This is a genomic window from Streptomyces sp. NPDC047981, from assembly GCF_040653315.1.
Lineage (GTDB): Bacteria > Actinomycetota > Actinomycetes > Streptomycetales > Streptomycetaceae > Streptomyces.
On sequence record NZ_JBEZNQ010000006.1, the window covers coordinates 87,163 to 105,443 of the forward strand.

Below are 18,281 nucleotides of genomic sequence, written 5' to 3' on the forward strand. Positions count from 1 at the left end.
CCTCCCTGCAACCACCGAGCGTCCACGAACGGCCGTGCGCTCAGAAGGTGTTGCGGCGACGCATCCGGAAGGGGCGGCCGTCCGGGTCCATCAGCGCGCGGTGCAGGGGCGACGCGAGCAGGCGTCGCGTGGTCGGCAGGGTCGGCGGGACGTAGCGGCGCAGGCGTCCCGCCGGACGCGGCCCGCCGCAGCCGGCCGCGTACCAGTCGTCCAGGGCCGCGGCGGACTGCCCGAACCGGTCGAAGGCGGTCTGCGGGTCACACAGTTCGGTCCCGGTCCCGTCCGGCGCGTCGAGGTGCTCACGCATGAGCTCGAGGCGCAGCCGCCGGGCGAAGGTGCGGGCGCCGTCGCCCAACCCGCCCGGATCGTCAGGCGGTTCGGGATCGCGGCTCCGGTCGAGGACGGTGCAGCTCAGCTCGGAGTCGTGCGTCCACGAGCGCAGGTTGACGTTGTCGGACCCGACTGCGGCCCATACGTCGTCGATCACGCATACCTTGGCGTGCACGTACACGGGTGTTCCGGCGTGGTTCTCCAGGCCGTACACCGCGACCCGCTCCCCGCCCACCCGCCGCAGCTCCTCCAGGGCGGTGATCCGCCCGATGAGGTTCATGGGCCGACTGATCCGGCCGTTCTGGTCCGGGACCGAGGGGACGACAGCGATCAGCCGCAGGCCGGGCTGGGCGCGCAGCGCCCGGGCGAAGCAGGCCACGACCCGCTGGGACCACAGGTACTGGTCCTCCAGGTAGATGAGCGCCCGGGCGCGCCGCAGGGCCTTCAGGTAGCCGCGGGCGATGCTGCGTTCGCCGTCGGGGGCGAAGGGGTATCCCCACAGCAGCCGGTTCGGATAGGTGCGCAACACCTGCACGGCGTGCGTACCGCACGGCGGAGGGTCGGCCTCCTGCGGAGGCAGTTCGCCCGCGCTGGTGTCCTCCCCGTTCCACAGGGCCCGCAGGCGGACCACGGGGCTGCGCGAGAGCGGCGCCGGATCCTCCCACCGCTCGCGGAAGACGGCTTCGACATCGCCGACGGCGGGTCCGCTCACGGCCAGTTGGACGTCGTGCCACGGCGGGTGCGGGCCGTACGCCGAAGCCATGGGCAGCGACTGGCGGTCGCCCCGGTGGGCGGAGTCGTCGTTGCGGTTGTGGCACAGGTCGATCCCGCCGACGTAGGCGACGTCACGCTCCGGGCGGCCCAGGTGGCGCAGGACGACCATCTTCTGGTGGTGCGAGCCGCCGGGCCGTACGCGCAGGTCGAGCAGGCACTCGCCGCCCGAGGCCTCGATCCGCAGGCCCAGCGAGCGGTTCTCCTCCTCGCTGAAGCGGAAACCGTCCAGGTGGGAACGCCACAGCAATCCCTTCACCACAACGCCGCGCTCCGCCGCTTCGGCCAGTACGGTCGCGATCTCCGTACCTGCTCCGTCGAGCCGTTCGTCGGGGTCGCCGCGCCAGTCGGTGAACAGCAGCAGGTCGCCCGCGCGCATCTCCCGGATCCTGGCGAGGAGCTCGGCAAAGTACGGGGCTCCGTGGACCAGGTGGCGGGCGTGGTTGCCCTCGGACCACGCTGTCCCGTCCGCACGGCGCTTCTCCAGCCGTGTGGCGGGGTTTCCGCGTTCTCCTGGCTCGAGCAGCCAGTCCGAGCGGGCCATGCCACGACCTCCTCCGTATACCTACCCGGACCCAGAGCGTTCACCCGGGCGCACGGGTCGGCAGCGGAGCCTCGCAGGAGGCAGGGACTTGCGGAACGGGGGATACTCGGGTAGCAGGACCGCACTCACAGCAGTGAGAGGCTGCCATGATCATCCTCGGAGTGATCCTGCTCGTCATCGGCTTCGTCACCGGCATCTCCATCCTGTGGACCATAGGCATCATCCTGGTCGTCATCGGGCTCATCCTCTGGGTGCTCGGGGCTCTGGGGCACGCCGTGGGCGGCCGGAACCACTACTGGTGAACCGCGCCCGGATGACCGGCCAGTTGCCCCGCCTCGACCGCTTCCCCCTGGTGCCCGCTCCAGGCAGGCGCCGAGTGGACCCACACGCCAGGGACGCGGGACAGGGCGCCCCCAGCAGCGGCACCCGAACCACGGAGTAGAGGAGATTTCCGATGCCCAGGGGTTCCTCCCCCAAGCGCGAACGTCAGTACGAGCACATCAAGGAGTCCGCCGAACAACGCGGCGAGTCCCCGGAACGAGCGAAGGAGATCGCCGCCCGCACGGTCAACAAGGAACGCGCCCGCGCCGGGGAGTCGAAAACCGCCAGCCGATCGTCCCTGCGGGACATGTCCTCGTCCGAGCGAGGCGGCCAACGCTCCCACAGCGGCTCTCAGGGCCCTACCAAGGAACAGCTCTACAACGAGGCCAAGCAGCGCAACATCGAGGGCCGCTCGAAGATGGACAAGGCGGAACTCAAGCGGGCGCTGGGCCGCTGAACCCGCAGTCGGCCTTCTGCCCGGTTCGATGAACAGGTCCGCGGGTACACGCCCTGGCATGGAAGACGTGGACGTCGCATCTGCGGCGATGTCCGAGTCACAGCGGGCGGACCCCGGGCGGGACGTCGACGCCGGCGTCCGAGCCGCACTCTTCGACGTCGACGGAACACTCACCGACACCAATCATCTGCACGTGACCTCGTGGTGGGAGGCGCTGCGGCAAGCCGGACACCAGGTCCCCATGCACGCCGTGCATCGGGCCCTCGGGCTGCCCGGTCCGGACCTGCTGGAGCATCTCCTGGGCCCGGGGCACGGTGAAGCCGAGCAGGCCCGTATGAGGACGGCACACGACGTGCTGTACGCCACCTTCTTCTGCCGGATCGCGCCGATGCCCGGTGCGGGGGACCTGTTGCGCGCGCTCGCCTCCGGCGGCTGGCGCGTCGTCCTGGTCACCTCGGCCTCCGGAGACGAACTGTCGGCGCTCACCGACGCCATCGACGCCGAGGACGCCGTCCACGCAGCCACGAGCGCGGACGACGTGGAACACGGCAAACCGCATCCGGAGCCGGTACGCCAGGCCCTCGAACTGGCCGGCGCGGAACCCGGGCGGGCAGTGTTCGTCGGGGACAGCGTCTGGGACATGCGGGCCGCCCGCCGGGCAGGGGTGAGCTGGTGCGCGGGCCTGCTGTGCGGCGGCATCCCCGCGGCCGACCTGAAGCAGGCGGGGGCGGACAGCGTCCACGAGGACCCGGCGGAACTCCTTGACTCCCTCGCCGGTGGGCCGTTCGCCCGGATCGCCGCGTGAACAGTCCCGTCAGGTCCACGACGGCCTCGTCGCGTGCCTCCGCCGGCAGTCGGGGTGCCGCCCGACGGGTCCGCTGAAGCCGGGGAGCCGCTCGCTCGCCTGCGGCCTTGCCGCCTCCCCGACGTGCCACCGCTCTACATGTGGGGCTGGCCGTAGTACCGGGCGAACTGTTCCAGATAGCTGGGCTCGCCCGCCCGCTTGTGCTCGTCGAATTCAGGGGCGTCCTTGATCTGCTCCTTCGTCCGATCGACGTAGACCTTCTCCTCCACGGTGTCGATCAGTCGGATGGTCCCCGCAGGCAGCAGGACGTGCTTGCCGAAGATCCACGTACCGGTATCGACAACGAGATAGGACGCCCCGACCTCCTCCGAGTGCTTGTCGATCTTCCCGATGGCGCCGTCGGTCGCCTCCACCTTGTAGCCGACGATGTCGGCACCCCGCCGGTATCCCGCGTCCGGGTGATAGCCCCAGATGTCAAACGCGCTCACGGCTGCATCCTTTCGTCGTCGGGTTCCGACCGGAACGAGACAAGGACCCACCGCATCGGCATCGCCGGCGCAGCGCGACGGCCGCGGGCCCGGCCAGGCCCGGCCAGGCCGCCCGTACGACTACGGCCCGCCGTGCTCCGCCCGGCCCCTGCCACGGGGAACGTACTCCTGGCGGTGGCCGGTCCAGCGGTGCCCTCCTTCGAGCGTGGCGGGTCGACACCTGGCCCGCCAGTCGGTTCGTCGACCGCCCGGATCGCTCCGCCCCCGTTGCGCCGGGAGGCACGAAGGTTGCGCCGTTCCAGGTCAACCGCGAGAAGGGCCTAGAACACGCCTCCCGGTTGCCCCGCCCTGCGGCCGCGTTCGTCAGGGGCTGGGGCGTCGCCGTAGGTGTAGGCGCTGCGGATGTGACCGTCACGGCCGTGGACGACGACCTGCGCGGGCATGTGCTCCTTCGCCCGTCCGCGCGCGGAATCGATCGCTTCCTGCTGCGTACGGTGCGGCTCGTGCAGCACCCGACGCCCCTCCCTGCCCTCGACCTGCCACTTCACGCCCGCCGCCGCAGCCCGCTCGCCGGACGGAGTCACGTGGTAGACAGTCGGCTTGGCTGCCATGGCCTTCTCCTCACGGTCGGACTCTCGCGCCCTCAGGCCGGCCTGGAGGTCTCGCCCGTGGGGCGGCGAGGGGCGGTCGACTCCTACGCCACAAACGCGACGATCTTTGGGCTGATTTCAGGCTAGGCATGCCCAGGCAGTGATCGCACGTCCCGGGGGTGTCACAGGCCGCGCGGGTGCCGCGGCAGGGTGGCCGATCGGGGCCCGAGCCGGCTCTTCCCACGCCCCCATCCCCCGGCGCTTAACCGTCGAGCCGTTCACTGAACGCGCTTTGTGCAGGTATGAGCGGGACAATGGGTTGTCCATGCACGCAGTGGAGGAATGACCCGCGAGTGCGTGACAAGACACCAGGGGGAACTGGGAGCCGGTCATGACGGAGAAGGCCAAAGGCAAGATGGAGCAGCTCAAGGGCAAGGGCAAGGAGGCCGTCGGCAGGGCCACCGGGGACGACCGGATGAAGGCCGAGGGAAAGACGGACCAGATCAAGGGCAAGGCGAAGGAAGCGATGGGAAAGGTCCAGGACCGTGCCCGCGGAGTCGAGGACTCGCTGAGGGACAAGGAGCGGTAATCGCACAGAAGGACCGCTTCTTCCGAGGTCAGGGGTTCAGGGGTCTGGCGACGATGCTTGACCTTCGCCCGCCGGGGGTGGTCCAGGTGTGCTGCCACGAGGGGGCAGTTTTCCGCGCCAACCGCCTGTCGCCCGGTCTCGGCCCTCGATGAACTCCTTGAAGCGGTTCAGGTCGCCCTTGATCCGGCTGTCCACCACTCCCAGGGCCAGTCCCGCCGTCTCCGTGACGCCTTCCGGATCGACATCCATGGTCAGAGTCACTCGGGTGGTCTCCTCGTCGAGTGCCTGGAACGTCACCATGCCCTGTTGCCTGACCTCGCCGCCGATGGTGCGCCAGGAGATGCGTTCGTCGGGTCGTTGATCGACGATTTCGGTCTCGAACTCCCGGGTCGCACCAGCGATTCGAGTCCGCCAGTGGCAGACGCGCTCGTCGAGCTGACGCACCTCTTCCACGTCGTCCATGAACCGGGGGAAGTCCTCGAACTGCGTCCACTGGTCGTAGACCTCACGCACCGGAGCGTTCACCTTGATCGTGGCGTGCACCATGCCGTTCGCCTTCTCCGGTTCGCAGAAACGCCGGACAGTTGCGCAGCTACCCGCGAGCGACCGCGATAACCGCAGGGCCACGTCAACGAGGCCGGCCTCCGGACCGGCAGCCGGTCGTGCCCTGACCGGCTCATCCGCTCAGGGGGTGGGGTGCCATTCCGCAAGCACGATGGTGTGCGGTGTCGGCGCGAGGCGCGCGCGGTAGCGGCGGATGCCCCAGGTGCGGTGCTCCAGTTCCGCCGCGACCAGCACCTCGGCCGTGTTCGTACGGTCGGGCACGAGTTCCACCAGCGCGGCCACCGGGTGATCGCCGGACAGCGGAAAGCCATTGACTCGCCGGAACTCCCACTGCGGGTTCGGCTGGGAAGCCCCGTGGCCCCGGACGATCCACTCCTCCCTGGCCGGTCCGGCTCCTGGCGGCTTCTCCACCCCTACGTCCAGCACTCCTGTCGTGACCGTGAAGCTCACGCCCGTCCCGAGACCGGGGACCGCGCGGGTGCGCTCTCCTGGGTCGATCAGGCGCGCGATCGGCTGTACCTCACGCTCCGATGTGGACAGCGCGACACCCAGGGAGGCGTGGCGGAATACGCCTCTGCTCTCCGGTGTCTCAGGGCGGAACGAGCACACCATGAGCAGTTGCCGGAACTCCCGGTCGGGTGTGGACCTGAGGTAGGACAGCCAGCCCTCCGGCGCGCCCTCGTGGTCGGCGGGCAGTACGTCCCAGCCGAAGGTGAGCCTGCCGCGCATCGGTGCGTCATCCACCGGGCTGCCGAGCGTACGCTCCGGCACGAGTTCGACGTCGTGCAGCCGAATCTCGGTCATGCGGCGGCTCCCTTGTTCCTACCGTGCACATAGGTGAACGCTCCCCAGTCACGGTAGTGGGGATACGCGGCACGCGTGGCGAGTTGGGCACCGCGGAAGGCCTGCTCCGGCTCCGCGCCGCGCGCGACTCCGTGGTGCAGGTGGTGGAAGAAGTACGTGGCCGGCTCCGGACGCACGGGCCACAGGCACCCGACAACGGCCTGCGCGCCGGCGGTGATCAGTGCCGAGGGGATGCCACGGACGTTGTCTCCCCGGTCGAATCGGCCGAGCGCCGACTCACACGCGGCGAGTGTGACAAGACGGACGCCGCGCAGGTCGACATCCAGGAAGTCGTACGCGAATACGCGTCCGTCGTCGTCGCCGTCCGGCGTGAGGTAGAGGCAGTGCATCCACGGCGCGTCCTCGTCCAGCTTCCCGTGAACGGCGATGTGGACGACGTCCGCCGTGGACATCTCTGCGCGCAGCCTGTCACGAGTGGCCGCACGACCGGTGAGGGCTTCGGCGCCCACGGCCTCGGCGACCTTCCGCGCGTGCGCCTCCAACGCCGGTTCGGCATGCAGACCGAAGGGAACACCCCCGGCTGGGGAAGCCAGTACAACGGTGCGACGGTCACGCGCAGGCACCTCGACGGGTGCCAGGGCTTCGAGACCGGCGATCGTGGTGACCGTCCAGTCGTCGGCGATCAGACGGCCGCCCCTGCGGCACAGCGGTAGGGGCAGGTAGTGCAGAGCGCCGTGCGGCCAGGCCAGGATTCGGTCCCTGCCCTGGGCGCGCCACTTGTCCCACAGTCCGCTGCCGCCGATCGGCAGACCGGCCGACTCCAGCAGCCGACTGCCCTCCGGTGTGACCTCGCCGAACAGCGGATCGCGTTCGATCTCCGTCCGGATCGCCTCGACCCGGTCCGCGTCCGGGTGCCGGTCGCTGCACTCGTCCGCGCCCTCGCCGAGGTGCACCACGAGCTCCCGGCCCTCCCTGGTGACTGCCAGCAGCACCGCCGCGCCGCTCACCGCCGCGGGAAGGAACCACGTCAACAACACCGTTCGGTCGTCCAGCAGATCATGCACCTTGGCCCAGAGGCGCTGGTCGTCGATGAGTGGCGCCGAACGCCGACGCAGCTCGTCGTCGATGAACGACGAGATGCGCCACCGCAGATTCCGGGCGATCTGCGTGTTGTCGTGGCCGCCAGGACGACGGTCGGCGTCCACGGCGTTCAGCAGGTTCGGCAAGGCGCCGCCGGCAGCGGCGGGCTCCTCCCAGTCTCGCAGCTTGCCGAGGAAGTGCTGGATGTGCGCGGGCAGCACGAGCGGGCCTTCGATCCGCCACCACGCGCCCAGCTCGGAACCCTTGCCCGCCTGATGCAGGCCGAGTACCAGCCCCATCGGCAGCCTTTCGCTCTCCGCGGTGAGCTGCCAGACCGCCGTGTGCACGAGGTCGCGCAGCATCGCGCCGAGTTCGGGCCTGCCGCTCGTGTCGAAGTTCGGCACATCCACGATGATCGCGTACAGCGCGTTCCTGAGTTCGTCGGCGCGGAGTTCGCCCAGTCGCTGCACCAGCGGCACGAGGCTCGCCTGCGCCAGTTCCTCGAAGCCCAGCGAGGCGTAGCCGAGCGCCGCGTACGTGTAGTAGCCCCATGGGAACGGGACTGGGCTGGAGACCGGCTCGCCTGCCTCCGCCGCCTGGTAGTACAGGTCCGCCGTGAGTAGCCGGACCTCCTCGTTCCGTCCGCCGCCCGCCTGTCGCAGCAGAGTGAGCCCCAAGGCCGGCTGCTGTCGGTCGCGGGCGTGGGCAGCCGCATGCAGCAGAGCCGCAGATCGTTGCGCAGGCGTCCAGGACTCCGGGAACGACAGCGACAGCTCATGGTGGGGACCCGGGCATGCGCTCGGGTCGTCGGGCACCACGTGAAGCCTGGCCTCGATCAGCTGCCTGCGGTGGGCGGAGGACCATCGGACGTCCAGCTGCCCCGCCCAGTCCAGCACGGTGCGCAGCAGCCGCCGGTCGCCGTGTTCCCTGGCCAGGTTGACGCCCTGGCTGATCACCTTCGCGGTCACCGTACTGCCATGGGCGGCGACGAAATCGGCCAGTGGCGTCCCGAACACTCCCGTGAGCAGTGCGTCGGTCGTCTCCGGTGACGCCCCGTCCACCGCCCTGAGGAGGAACAGAGCGAGCTCCGGCTCGTCGGCAGCGGACGAGTCGAGCCATGCCGACAGCGCGGCGTCGGCAGCACCGCGGTGAACTCCGTTCTCGTCCGCGAGAATCTGCGCCAGTACCGCCAGCAGCCGAGGCCTCTTCGACCCGCCGCCCAGCTCCAGGGCCCGCACCACCAGGTGTCCCGCTTCCGCCACGAGCCGGCGGGACTCCGTCTGGAACGGCTCCTCCTCGGTGAACCAGGTGCGGTACAGGTCCGCGGTCAACCGAGCGGACCAGGTCGTCAGGAGCGGCTCGCGAGCGTAGTCGTCGGCGGCCAGGTCCTCCGGCCCCCGGGTGGCCATCCGCAACCGAGCGGCAGCCAGCAGCGCGGCTTCCACGTCGGCGGGGTCGCTCAGTCCGTCGATCAGTCGAGCCGCAAGGGCTTCGGACTCCTCGAACACCGCGCGGTCGCACCGGTCCGCCACCAGCTGGATGCCCGCCTCGACCGCTTGGGAAGCAGCGGCCCGCCAGGCGACGTCCATCGCGCAGGCGTCCGCGACCTCGGCGACCAGCCGCCAGTAGACGTACATGAACTCCACCAGGCCCCGGTGATCGCGGAACTCACCCCGGAACAGCAGATCCACCATCTGCTCGGCGGGCATCGTGCCGTGCTCCGCCAGGGCCTGCCGGGTCTCCTCCACTTCGCGTGCACGTCGCTTCGCCTCGTCCAGCGACATGATCCGGTCGCACACGTACTGCGCCAGCTCCATGAGCACGCCGACGGGGTCGACGACGAAGGTGAGCGTCGGCTTGCCGTCCGTCTCGTCAGCGGGCTCACCGAAGCGCACAGACCCGGCGCACACCTGCCCTCGCCTCGTTTCGAAGACCAGCGCGCCGAGCGGATCGTCTGTGGCAGGCAATACGTGGGACACCACCAGCATGACCGAGCCCGAGGCGTCCGCCGCCTCGCCCCAGCCCGGCGGCCGGTCCACGTCGAGGTCGTGCACGAAGTGCGTACCGTCGGGGCCGAGGACAGACAGCACGCCTTCTTCGTCCTGCGTGACACACCATCGGGGGATGAGAGGCCGGCTGAACGGCAGTTCGTCCAGCGAGAGGAGCGCTGGTAAGCCCCGCGCGTATGCGCGGGTGAACAGGCTGCTTCCCGCTCCGCCGCCCGTGGTGAACGGGCTGATGCCGGCCATGCCGACAGCCAGGCCGGCATGCCGGACACCGTCCACATCGGCGATGAACGCCCACCCGGTGACCTCCCGCGACAGCCGCACGCCATCCCCCTTCGCGCCACCCGTCATCGACAGGTTCCACAGTGGCAGAGACAACGACCGCACCAGCCCGCTTCCCTGACACGGGCGGTTGCTCACAAGGGCGACCATGCGCGCGCGAAGGGCGTGCGTCTCCTGGGTGCCCCAGGGAGAACGAACGGGTGAGTCCCAGTCCCGGCTCCGCCGGACGCCGTGACGGAGAGGGGCGGGTGGCGCGGCGGAGGTTGCCGTGCCACCCGCCCGGTGATCAGTTCGCGTTCACGAGGTCGTGCGCGGGAACGGTCACGGTGCGCTTGCCGGGGGTGCCGCCGAGGACGATCTTCCGCAGGGCGCTGTTGTTGTCGAGGTTGGTCTCCTTCAGGCGCTTGGCCGGGTTGGCCAGGACCTGGATGTAGTAGGTGCCGTTGGGGACGTCCGTGATGTCGAAGGACTGGCCCGGCAGGTCCTGGGTGTAGGTGTCACCGGAGCCGACGTCGAGCACCTCGCGGACGGAGATGGAGTTCTCCTGCCCGCAGGCGGTGGACAGGTCGGTGTTGTACGGGTGCCAGTTGGCGTTCTTCACCGTGTAGTCGACGGCGTCGGTGTTGGCCAGGCAGAAGGCCTCCTTGCCGCTGCGCACCGCTTCCTTCTGGTCCGCCTTCAGCAGCCGGTAGCTGGCGAAGTCGGTGAAATGCCAGTGGACATGGCCGGGGCGCGGGTCCCACTCCATGGTGCCGGTCGGGGTGTAGCCGACCTGCTTGCCGTTGGCGTCGTAGAAGTACTGGTACGCGTCCATCATGGCCTTGCCGGGCGAGCGGAAGCCGTCCACGACGAGCTGGGCGGGACCCGCGTTCCAGACGTTGGCGCTGAAGGCCAGGTAGTCCTTGCCGGGTACGTCCTGGCCGCCGTCGCTGATGGTGATGCCGTAGGCGGGCAGCGACCGCAGGTCGGGCTTGGGGACGTTCGCCGGGACGGAGGCCTTGCCGGTGGGCCGCTGGGACATCGGCTTGAGGGCGGGCGCCTTGCGCGATCCGTCGGTCTGCCCGGCGGTGTCGCCCGTCCGCAGCTGCATGTCGGCGCGCGCGGCCTGCTGCTGCTTCTTCAGCGCCCAGGGCAGGGCCGGCGGGGCGGCCTTCAGCGGTCCGTGGCCGACGTTGTACGAGACGCCCGCACCGCTGGTCTCCGGCGCGCCCGCCTGGGCGGGCGTCGGGGCGTGCCCCGGCCCGTGCCCGGCGTGCGCCGCCGGGGCCTGGTGGGCGGAGCCGTGCCCGGCGTGCTCCCCGGCGGCGGCGGAACGGGCGGCCGCGCCACCCGGGCCCTCCTCCCAACTGCGCTCCTGGACGGTGACCTTGACCGTCGCGGGCTTGTCGGCGATGCCGAAGAGGTCGCGGTACTTCTTGGCGACGCCGATCTTGGCCGTGTACGTGCCGACGGCGAGCTTCAGGGGCTGCGTGTAGGAGCCGGCGTAGGTGTTGGACGCCCATCCCTTCTCGACGCCCCAGACGGAACCGAGGGTGAACGGGTTGGTGGGACAGCTCTCCGGATACTTCGAGGTGGCGGGCGCGTCGGGCCGCACCCGTCCGCTGGCGTTGTTCGGGCAGAAGCTCTCCGCCCGGCTGACGACCTTCTTGCCCGCCTTGTCGGTGAGCGTGATCTCCGTGAAGCCGGGCAGCCCGGAGAAGTCCTTCACGGTGCCCAGCGGCAGCGTCTTGGGCTTGGCCGCCTTTCCGCCGTCGAACACGGTCTGGCTGATGGTCACCGGGTCCTTGTAGGACTTCCTGGTCACCTTGAACTCCAGCGGGCTGCCCTCCGCGGTCAGGTAGGTGCCCAGGTCGAGGTAGACGCCGGGCTCCTCCTTCCACGAGGTGAGCGTGACGGCGTCGGTCGCCGCGATGAGACTCAGCTTGGGCCCCGTCGCGGCCTTCGCCTGGTCCGGCGCGGCGGTCATGAAACCGGCCGTGACGGCCATGGCGGCGACGGCCGTGGTGCCGGCGAGCAGCGGACGCCGCAGCCGGGTGGTGCGCTTGGTGGTCATCGTTCCCTCGTCCTCCGGGTGCTGTGAGAAGGAAGCGGACAGCGGGCCACCGGCCCGGCAGGACTGGGCAGGACTGGGCAGCGCGGGACTGCGGTCGTGCGGTCCGGCCGGCGCGGTGAGAAGCACTCGCTGCGCCCGTGGGGTGAGAGGACGGGACGGGATGCCGGGTTGTCCGGCGGGACCAACTCGTCGGGATGTTGGCCGAATAGCGCCGCGTTGGTGGAAAGAAGACCGTGCCCGCGGACACCTGCGGGTGCCCGCGGGCGCACAAGTGGTGTGACCGGGGAGCCCGTGCCGCGCGTCAGGGGCGTGCGGCGAGGGCTTCGACCTCGAAGAGCACGTCGGGGGTGGCCAGGCTCGCGACGCCGATGAGGGTCTGCGTGGGCGGTTTCGTGCCCCAGACCTCCTGCACGGCCCCGGCGATCGGGCCGAGCTTGCCGACGTCGTGGTTCACCACGTACGTCCTGAGCTGGACGACGTGGCCGAGGTCGAGCCCGTGGGCGGCGAGGGCGACGCCGATGTTGTGGAACGTCCGCTCGACCTGCTCGGCGAAGTCGGCCGAGACGACCGCTCCGTCCGGCCCCGAGCCGTACTGGCCCGAGACAAGCACCAGTTCGGTGCCAGCGGGGACGGTGGCGGTGTGGCTGTAGCCGAACGGGGTCGGGTCGTGCAGGCCGTCCGGGTTGACGAGGGCGTGTGCCATGGGGAGTCGCCTCTCCTGTGCGATGGCTGGGGCAGGTCTGTGTGGTGCGGGTACAGCCTGGCCTGCAATCACGACACCCTGTGTCACGTATTCCGGTAGCGTTCCGGCGTGCGCGCCGATCGGTTGGTCTCGCTGGTGCTCTTGCTGCGGCAGCACGGCCGGTTGTCCGCGGCCACTCTGGCCCGTGAGCTGGAGGTGTCGACCCGGACCGTGCTGCGTGACATCGAGGCGCTGTCCGCCGCCGGTGTCCCGGTCTACGCGGAACGCGGCCGGCACGGCGGTTTCGCGCTGCTGCCCGGTTTCCGTACCGAACTCACCGGCCTCAACCACGACGAGGCGCTCGCGCTGCTGGTCGCCGGATCACGGCGCGGCGCGCAGGTGTTCGGCCTCGGGGCGGCGCTCGCCTCGGCCATGCTCAAGGTGGTCGACGCGCTGCCCGCGAGCTACCGGGCGACCGCCGCGGGCGCGGCCCAGCGGCTGCTCATCGATCCGGAGACGGACCTCCTCGCGCGCCGGTCCGTCGCCGACGAGGTGCCCGACGCCATCGCGGCCGCGGTCCGGAGCGCGGTGTTCGCCGGACACAAGCTGCGCATCCACTACGCGGCCGTGGACCAGGCCCCGCAGTGGCGCACGGTGGACCCGATCGGCCTGGTCACCGTGCGCGACCAGGGCTACCTGCTGGCGACCCGCTCCGGCGCGGACCGCACGTACCGGCTCTCCCGGGTCCTGGCCGCCGAGGAGCTCGCCGAACCCGCGGAGCGGCCGGACAGGGTCGATCTGGACCGGGCCTGGCAGGAGCGCGGCAGGCGGTTCCGTACCGGTGGCGACACCGTCACCGTACGCATGCGCATGGCCCCTGCACGGCGCGAGGAGCTGGTCGGCACGGCGCTCGCCGTCCTGGCCGAGGAGACCGACCCGGCGGACGGGTGGCTGCGGCTCGAGGTCACCTTCCAGGACCCGAGGCACGCCGAGTGGGCCCTGTGGCAACTCGGCACGAGCGGGGAGGCGTTGGCCCCGCAGTGGTTGCGCGACGCGCTGCGCGACCGCGCCACGGCCGTCGCCTGCCGCTATGGGGGTTGAGGGGCCTCAGGCCTCTTTAGCCCTGCGAGCGCGCAGAGTTGACGGTGCGTCATATCGGCGCTCGTCGCCCGTCCCGCATGTCCGGATCTGCAGGGGATTCGTCATGGCGGCCCGGCGGTCCGGCGGCTGACGATGGAGACCTACCGGGACTCGCCGTCTGCGAGGAAGGGAATCGTGGACGGCTCCGCGCATTCGCTCTCCTCTGCTTCGGCGTGCGCCCTCACATCCCTGACGTGTTAGGAGACATCCATGCGTGCCCAGGCGAGGACCCTCACCGCGGTGGCGACCGCGATGGTTTCGGTCGCCCTGCTCGCAGCCTGCTCGGCCGGTGACGCCGAGGCCAAGGGCGACCGGGCGAGCGGGAAGGGCGGCAGCGCCGCCGCCCCGGCGGCCACACCGTCGGCCACGAAGACCCCCTCCGCGCTCCTCTCCTTCCCCGCCTCCGGTCTCGCGTGGAAGGAACTTCCGGGGTCGGGCGGCGTGAAGTACGCGAACGTACGCGGCGATCTCGCGGGGAGCGGCAGCTACGAGGCGTTCGTCCGCTTCCCCGCCGGGAAGGACAACCCGATGCACGTCCACAGCCAGGACCTGCCGACCGTCGTCCTGAAGGGCACGTTCTACGCGGACATCGACGGGAAGCGCGTCCAGTACCCGGCCGGCTCCTACTACCGCCTCCCCGCGGACAAGCCGCACCTGAGCGGATGCGAGAAGGGAGAGGAGTGCCTCCTCTTCCAGTACCAGGACGACCACTTCGACCTGGTCCCCACCAAGACCGGGCAGTAGGAGGCCGAGCGACGACCCGGAGGCGGGACGGGGTCAGACCACGACCCGGTAGTGCGTCGTCAGACGGTGGTCGTCGTCGAGGACGTGGAACGCGAGGCCCGGCGGCTGGTCGCGGTCCGCGGGCCGGTCGCCCTCCCAGGGCATCCGCAGGGTCCAGGTGACGGCGGGTCCGACGATCAGGGGGCGGCCGGCGAAGACGGAGGCGGCCGCGGTGTGGGCGTGGCCGGTCAGGACGGCGACCACGTTCGGGTGCTCCTCCAGGAGGCCGGCCAGCTGTCCGGGCTCTTCGAGCCTGCACGAGTCGGGCAGCGGATGGTGGAGGTCGACCGGCGGCTGGTGGAAGGCGATCAGGGCCGGAGTGGAGGGCGGCAACGCGGTGAGCCGGCTGTCGATCCAGTCGAGCGTCGCCGCGTCCAGGCGCCCCTCGTCGCGGCCGGGGACGGTCGCGTCGCACATCAGGACGGCGGTCCCGGCGATGTGGTGGATCCGGTTGACCGGCCCGTCGTCGGGCTCCTCGCCCAGCAGGGCCTTGAGGTAGGCCGGGCGCGCGTCGTGGTTGCCCGGGCAGGTCAGTACGGGGAAGGGGGCCGCCAGGATGCGGGCCGCCTCCTCGTACTCGGCCTCCTCTCCGTGATCGGCGATGTCTCCCGTGACCAGGACCGCGTCGACCGGCCGCGGGAGGGCCCGCAGGTGGTCCATGACCTGGACGGCACGGCGGGTGGCCCGCTCGCTGCCGTCCAGGTGCAGATCGCTGATCTGGGCGAGCAGCAACGTCATCTCGTATCCCCCTCGTTCCCTGACTAACGGAAGTGCTGTCGTTTTCCGTTAGGTGACCTTAGGGTGTGCGTACAGGTGTGATCAAGGGGCCGCCGTCCGGGCGGACGAGGGGACGAGGAGGACACGGTGAGGAAGGAACGTTGGGTGGCACTGGAACTGGCGAGCACCATCCGCCACGACGGGGCCGGCGGTGTCACCGACGATCTCGCCACCAATCCGGGAACGACCCGCTGGATCCAGGAGCGGGCCGAGCTGCCGGTCCTCGCCCTTCCGGCCGGCGGGATCGAGGCGGACGACGGCCTCAGGACCGAGATCACCGAGTTGCGGCGGGCCGTCCGGACACTCTTCGCCCGGGCGGTCGGGCCCGCTCCGCCCAGCCCTGCCGACGCCCATCGACTGCTCCCGGCCGACGAGGCGCTGGCCCGCCTCAACGCGGTCGCCGCGCGTGAGCCCGTCGTCCCGCAGCTGGACTGGCCGCAGGACGGCGCGCCCGTGGTCCGTCTGCCGTCGACGCAGGAGGATCCCCGGGTGCGGCTGCTGGCCGCCCTGGCCAGGACGGCCATCGATTTCCTGAGCGGGCCGCAGCGCGAGCAGTTGCGCGCCTGCACCGCGCCGCGCTGCGTGCGCTACTTCGTCAAGAGCCATGGACGGCAGGAGTGGTGCAAGCCGTCGTGCGGCAACCGCGCCCGCGCGGCCCGGCACTATCGGCGCGTGCGGGAGTCCGGCGACACCGACGCCACGGCGCCGGGTTCCACCCCGTCCTGACCGGCGCCTGGCCGCCCCGTACGGCGGCCGGACATACTGGAGGTGTGCAATCGCCGTCACTGCTCGCCCGAGGACTGCGGGAACGAGCCGGTGAGGCCCTGCTGCAGCGGGTCGCGGGCCCGACGGCGCACCAGAAGCGCGCCCGTATCCACGGCACGCCGGGGCCTCGATGGTTCGGCCCGGATCGTCCCGTGCGCCGCGTGCACGCCGACGCGTCGATGTACGTCGGGGGTCTCGCGGCCCTGCTGCTCCAGTCGCTCCATCCGGTCGCCATGGCGGCGGTCTCGGCGCACTCCGGCTTCCAGGGGGATCCGTGGGGACGGCTGCAGCGCACGAGCACCTTCCTCGCGGTCACGACCTTCGGAACCCGTGACGACGCGGAGCAGGCGGTACGCAGGGTGCGGGAGGTCCACGCGCGCGTCGTGGGGCGGACGTCGACGGGAGTGCCGTACCGCGCCTCCGATCCGCACCTGCTCACCTGGGTCCACGTCGCCGAGACGTCCTGCTTTCTGCGGGCCCACCAGCGCTACGGCCGCCGCCCGCTCGACATGGCAGGACAGGACGGCTACGTCGCGGACATGGCACTCGTCGCGCGCCGGCTCGGCGTGGACCGGCCGCCCGAGTCGACGGCCGAACTGACCGCCCGCCTGGCCGCCTACCGGCCCGAGCTGCGGGGCACCCCGGAGTCCCGCGCGACGGCCCGCTTCCTGCTGGCCCGTCCGCCGATCCCGCTCCCCGCGCGGCTCCCGTACGCCTTCCTGGCAGCCGCGGCGGTCGCGCTGCTGCCCCGCTGGGTGAGGGCCTCGCTGGACCCGCCGCTCTCGGTGCGCATGATGATGCCCGTCGCCCCGCTCGCCGGGCGCGCGATCATCGGGCTGATCCGCTGGGCGATACCGCCCCTGCCGCTCCCTCCGCCGTCGGACACCGCAGCGCCGCCCGGTGCCCGGTGACCTAGAGTGCGGGTGTGCCGTCGTACAGCATTGGGCAGGCCGCGCAGCTGCTCGGAGTGAGTTCGGAGACCGTTCGCCGGTGGGCGGACGGCGGCAGGCTGGGCATGGAGCGCGACGGGGCCGGCAAGCGCACGATCGACGGTGTGGCGCTGGCCCGCTTCGCGAGCGAGCGCGGCGCCGGACCGCACGCGGTGCCGGAGGACGCTGTGCCGACCTCCGTACGGAACTCGTTCGTGGGCATCGTGACGGCGGTACGGGTCGACGACGTGGCCGCGCAGGTCGAGGTCCAGTCGGGACCGCACCGGCTGGTGTCGCTCGTGACGCGCGAGGCCGTCGAGGAGCTGGCCCTGGAGGTCGGTGTCACGGTCACCGCACGCGTGAAGTCGACCAGCGTGCACATCGACCTTCCGTGACCTCGCCGCCCAGGAGCAGACCGGCCACTCGCATCCACGAGGCAGCGGCCGGGCTGATCTGCTGCAGATGAGAGCTGAACCAGCCCACGGAGCTGCACATGCAGTGGGGGGACGGGCAGCCCTCCGCTCCCTGCCGTCAGGCGGGGCGGGCCGCCCCCGGGTGGAGCGGCGGGGTCGCGGCTGCGGCCCTGCGGTGACGGCGGCGTGTTCTCGGGGCATCGGCGGGGCGGCGGTGGACGATGCGGAAGCGGTGGCTCTCGCGGGCGAGTTCGTGGCCCTCGGCGTCGAGGAAGCGCCCCGTCACCTCGTACGTCCCGCAGCCCCGGCCGACCGGCAGGCGCTCGACCGGCAGCTGGAGTTCGTACGGCCCTCCGGCCCGGAACCCGCCGAGCACGTTACGGGCGGTGGCGATCGTCCTCCCCTCGCGCGACCGCTCCGCGACGAAGGTCAGCCCGTCGACCTCCTCGCCGGTACGGAAGGTCAGGGCGACGCCCACGACCGTCCCCTCCGGCAGCTCGACGACGTCCTGTCCCGGTGCGCCCTGGTCGACGGTGACCCGGCCGAACTCGTCCGACACCAGAGCCACGTTCATCAGCTCGAAGACCGCCATCTCGGACTCACGACCTCTCGCCCCGGACGTCCGCCGCGTTCCCTCCGGTGCCCTCCACGGTACGCCCCCCGAGGGCGGTCACACGGCGTGGCCAGGAGGCCGCAACGCGTCCTCAGGCCGCTGATCCGGAGGCCTCGGAGGCTTCGGAGGCCTCGGAGGTTTCCGTGGCGCGCGCCGCCCGCCGCTTGCGCTGCTGGTCGAGTTCGAACGAGGCGAGGACCGGGGCGGACATGTTCAGCGCGAGGACGAAGGCGTGGGCGGCGGTGCCGCCGTCCCGGACCCGCGTGACCGTCGCCACCAGCGCACAGCAGAACAGCAGCACGGGCAGCCCCCTGCGCCACAACGGCAGGTCCGCGATCCGCCACACCCGGACGCACTGGACCACGTTGAGGACGATCAGGGCCAGCGCGGTGAGTACGAGGAACAGCAGCATGACGGACACGGCGAGCTCCAGAGCAGGCGGAACGGTGAGCGGCGGTCGCCTCGACCCACCGGCCCATGATCGTACCGGCGCCT

At 71.2% G+C, this 18,281-nt stretch carries 20 protein-coding genes; 9 read left to right on the plus strand and 11 right to left on the minus strand.

Annotation, left to right across the window (positions count from 1 at the left end):
- Positions 1–40: 40 nt before the first annotated feature.
- Complete coding sequence (locus AB0E14_RS05930; protein ID WP_362412658.1) at positions 41–1,645, minus strand: phospholipase D-like domain-containing protein; 1,605 nt, start codon at positions 1,643–1,645, stop codon at positions 41–43.
- A gap of 146 nt (positions 1,646–1,791) precedes the next feature.
- On the opposite strand from AB0E14_RS05930, the gene AB0E14_RS05935 reads away from it, so the two are divergent.
- The 3 genes from AB0E14_RS05935 to AB0E14_RS05945 all read left to right on the plus strand — a co-directional run bounded on the left by AB0E14_RS05935 (position 1,792) and on the right by AB0E14_RS05945 (position 3,228).
- The gene (locus AB0E14_RS05935; protein ID WP_362412661.1) at positions 1,792–1,947 is read left to right on the plus strand and encodes a DUF6131 family protein; all 156 of its coding nucleotides are present in this window, start codon (positions 1,792–1,794) and stop codon (positions 1,945–1,947) included.
- A gap of 152 nt (positions 1,948–2,099) precedes the next feature.
- Entirely contained in the window at positions 2,100–2,423 is a 324-nt protein-coding gene (locus tag AB0E14_RS05940; RefSeq protein ID WP_362412664.1) for a plasmid stabilization protein, read from the plus strand.
- A gap of 88 nt (positions 2,424–2,511) precedes the next feature.
- The gene (locus tag AB0E14_RS05945; protein WP_362412899.1) at positions 2,512–3,228 is read left to right on the plus strand and encodes an HAD family hydrolase; all 717 of its coding nucleotides are present in this window, start codon (positions 2,512–2,514) and stop codon (positions 3,226–3,228) included.
- A gap of 134 nt (positions 3,229–3,362) precedes the next feature.
- Here the strand turns inward: AB0E14_RS05945 and AB0E14_RS05950 are convergent, their stop codons facing one another.
- Both AB0E14_RS05950 and AB0E14_RS05955 read right to left on the minus strand, forming a co-directional pair.
- Positions 3,363–3,716 carry a PRC-barrel domain-containing protein gene (locus tag AB0E14_RS05950; protein WP_362412667.1) on the minus strand — a complete coding sequence of 118 codons (354 nt, stop codon included), beginning with the start codon at positions 3,714–3,716 and terminating at the stop codon, positions 3,363–3,365.
- 320 nt (positions 3,717–4,036) lie between these two features.
- The gene (locus tag AB0E14_RS05955) at positions 4,037–4,327 is read right to left on the minus strand and encodes a DUF2188 domain-containing protein (protein WP_362412670.1); all 291 of its coding nucleotides are present in this window, start codon (positions 4,325–4,327) and stop codon (positions 4,037–4,039) included.
- A 370-nt stretch (positions 4,328–4,697) separates the two neighbouring features.
- Here AB0E14_RS05955 and AB0E14_RS05960 point away from each other — a divergent pair, with 370 nt between their 5' ends.
- A complete protein-coding gene (locus AB0E14_RS05960; RefSeq protein WP_362412673.1) occupies positions 4,698–4,895 on the plus strand; it encodes a CsbD family protein in 198 nt (65 codons plus the stop codon).
- A 36-nt stretch (positions 4,896–4,931) separates the two neighbouring features.
- Here AB0E14_RS05960 and AB0E14_RS05965 read toward each other — a convergent pair whose 3' ends face one another.
- From AB0E14_RS05965 to AB0E14_RS05985, 5 genes are all read right to left on the minus strand, one after another.
- The gene (locus tag AB0E14_RS05965) at positions 4,932–5,441 is read right to left on the minus strand and encodes an SRPBCC family protein (RefSeq protein ID WP_362412676.1); all 510 of its coding nucleotides are present in this window, start codon (positions 5,439–5,441) and stop codon (positions 4,932–4,934) included.
- 138 nt (positions 5,442–5,579) lie between these two features.
- Positions 5,580–6,263, minus strand: a complete 684-nt coding sequence (locus AB0E14_RS05970) for a hypothetical protein (protein WP_362412679.1) — start codon at positions 6,261–6,263, stop codon at positions 5,580–5,582.
- Positions 6,260–9,673 (minus strand): CHAT domain-containing protein, encoded by a 3,414-nt coding sequence (locus AB0E14_RS05975; RefSeq protein WP_362412682.1) that lies wholly within the window; start codon positions 9,671–9,673, stop codon positions 6,260–6,262. Before AB0E14_RS05975 ends, AB0E14_RS05970 begins: the two co-directional genes overlap by 4 nt.
- 244 nt (positions 9,674–9,917) lie before the next feature.
- Positions 9,918–11,684 carry a lysyl oxidase family protein gene (locus AB0E14_RS05980; protein WP_362412685.1) on the minus strand — a complete coding sequence of 589 codons (1,767 nt, stop codon included), beginning with the start codon at positions 11,682–11,684 and terminating at the stop codon, positions 9,918–9,920.
- A gap of 301 nt (positions 11,685–11,985) precedes the next feature.
- Positions 11,986–12,387 (minus strand): Rid family hydrolase, encoded by a 402-nt coding sequence (locus AB0E14_RS05985; protein WP_362412688.1) that lies wholly within the window; start codon positions 12,385–12,387, stop codon positions 11,986–11,988.
- A gap of 108 nt (positions 12,388–12,495) precedes the next feature.
- On the opposite strand from AB0E14_RS05985, the gene AB0E14_RS05990 reads away from it, so the two are divergent.
- Entirely contained in the window at positions 12,496–13,467 is a 972-nt protein-coding gene (locus AB0E14_RS05990) for a WYL domain-containing protein (RefSeq protein WP_362412691.1), read from the plus strand.
- Between the two features lie 249 nt (positions 13,468–13,716).
- A complete protein-coding gene (locus AB0E14_RS05995; RefSeq protein WP_362412694.1) occupies positions 13,717–14,250 on the plus strand; it encodes a cupin domain-containing protein in 534 nt (177 codons plus the stop codon).
- Between the two features lie 33 nt (positions 14,251–14,283).
- Here AB0E14_RS05995 and AB0E14_RS06000 read toward each other — a convergent pair whose 3' ends face one another.
- Positions 14,284–15,027, minus strand: coding sequence for a metallophosphoesterase (locus AB0E14_RS06000; RefSeq protein ID WP_362412697.1), 744 nt, complete (start codon positions 15,025–15,027; stop codon positions 14,284–14,286).
- A gap of 126 nt (positions 15,028–15,153) precedes the next feature.
- On the opposite strand from AB0E14_RS06000, the gene AB0E14_RS06005 reads away from it, so the two are divergent.
- The 3 genes from AB0E14_RS06005 to AB0E14_RS06015 are packed head-to-tail and all read left to right on the plus strand — an operon-like array spanning position 15,154 to position 17,155.
- Complete coding sequence (locus AB0E14_RS06005; protein ID WP_362412700.1) at positions 15,154–15,792, plus strand: ABATE domain-containing protein; 639 nt, start codon at positions 15,154–15,156, stop codon at positions 15,790–15,792.
- A 44-nt stretch (positions 15,793–15,836) separates the two neighbouring features.
- Positions 15,837–16,742: an oxygenase MpaB family protein gene (locus AB0E14_RS06010; protein ID WP_362412703.1), complete on the plus strand. Its 906-nt coding sequence runs from the start codon at positions 15,837–15,839 to the stop codon at positions 16,740–16,742.
- A 14-nt stretch (positions 16,743–16,756) separates the two neighbouring features.
- Positions 16,757–17,155, plus strand: a complete 399-nt coding sequence (locus tag AB0E14_RS06015) for a TOBE domain-containing protein (RefSeq protein ID WP_362412706.1) — start codon at positions 16,757–16,759, stop codon at positions 17,153–17,155.
- Between the two features lie 136 nt (positions 17,156–17,291).
- Here the strand turns inward: AB0E14_RS06015 and AB0E14_RS06020 are convergent, their stop codons facing one another.
- Both AB0E14_RS06020 and AB0E14_RS06025 read right to left on the minus strand, forming a co-directional pair.
- Positions 17,292–17,765: a hypothetical protein gene (locus AB0E14_RS06020; protein ID WP_362412709.1), complete on the minus strand. Its 474-nt coding sequence runs from the start codon at positions 17,763–17,765 to the stop codon at positions 17,292–17,294.
- 112 nt (positions 17,766–17,877) lie between these two features.
- Complete coding sequence (locus AB0E14_RS06025; protein WP_362412712.1) at positions 17,878–18,207, minus strand: hypothetical protein; 330 nt, start codon at positions 18,205–18,207, stop codon at positions 17,878–17,880.
- Positions 18,208–18,281: the final 74 nt, after the last annotated feature.

Coding starts and splice junctions, on each gene's coding strand:
- AB0E14_RS05930 (WP_362412658.1), bottom strand. CDS start 1,645: ATGGCCCGCTCGGACTGGCTGCTCGAGCCAGGAGAACGCGGAAACCCC.
- AB0E14_RS05935 (WP_362412661.1), top strand. CDS start 1,792: ATGATCATCCTCGGAGTGATCCTGCTCGTCATCGGCTTCGTCACCGGC.
- AB0E14_RS05940 (WP_362412664.1), top strand. CDS start 2,100: ATGCCCAGGGGTTCCTCCCCCAAGCGCGAACGTCAGTACGAGCACATC.
- AB0E14_RS05945 (WP_362412899.1), top strand. CDS start 2,512: ATGTCCGAGTCACAGCGGGCGGACCCCGGGCGGGACGTCGACGCCGGC.
- AB0E14_RS05955 (WP_362412670.1), bottom strand. CDS start 4,327: ATGGCAGCCAAGCCGACTGTCTACCACGTGACTCCGTCCGGCGAGCGG.
- AB0E14_RS05960 (WP_362412673.1), top strand. CDS start 4,698: ATGACGGAGAAGGCCAAAGGCAAGATGGAGCAGCTCAAGGGCAAGGGC.
- AB0E14_RS05965 (WP_362412676.1), bottom strand. CDS start 5,441: ATGGTGCACGCCACGATCAAGGTGAACGCTCCGGTGCGTGAGGTCTAC.
- AB0E14_RS05970 (WP_362412679.1), bottom strand. CDS start 6,263: ATGACCGAGATTCGGCTGCACGACGTCGAACTCGTGCCGGAGCGTACG.
- AB0E14_RS05980 (WP_362412685.1), bottom strand. CDS start 11,684: ATGACCACCAAGCGCACCACCCGGCTGCGGCGTCCGCTGCTCGCCGGC.
- AB0E14_RS05985 (WP_362412688.1), bottom strand. CDS start 12,387: ATGGCACACGCCCTCGTCAACCCGGACGGCCTGCACGACCCGACCCCG.
- AB0E14_RS05995 (WP_362412694.1), top strand. CDS start 13,717: ATGCGTGCCCAGGCGAGGACCCTCACCGCGGTGGCGACCGCGATGGTT.
- AB0E14_RS06000 (WP_362412697.1), bottom strand. CDS start 15,027: ATGACGTTGCTGCTCGCCCAGATCAGCGATCTGCACCTGGACGGCAGC.
- AB0E14_RS06020 (WP_362412709.1), bottom strand. CDS start 17,765: ATGGCGGTCTTCGAGCTGATGAACGTGGCTCTGGTGTCGGACGAGTTC.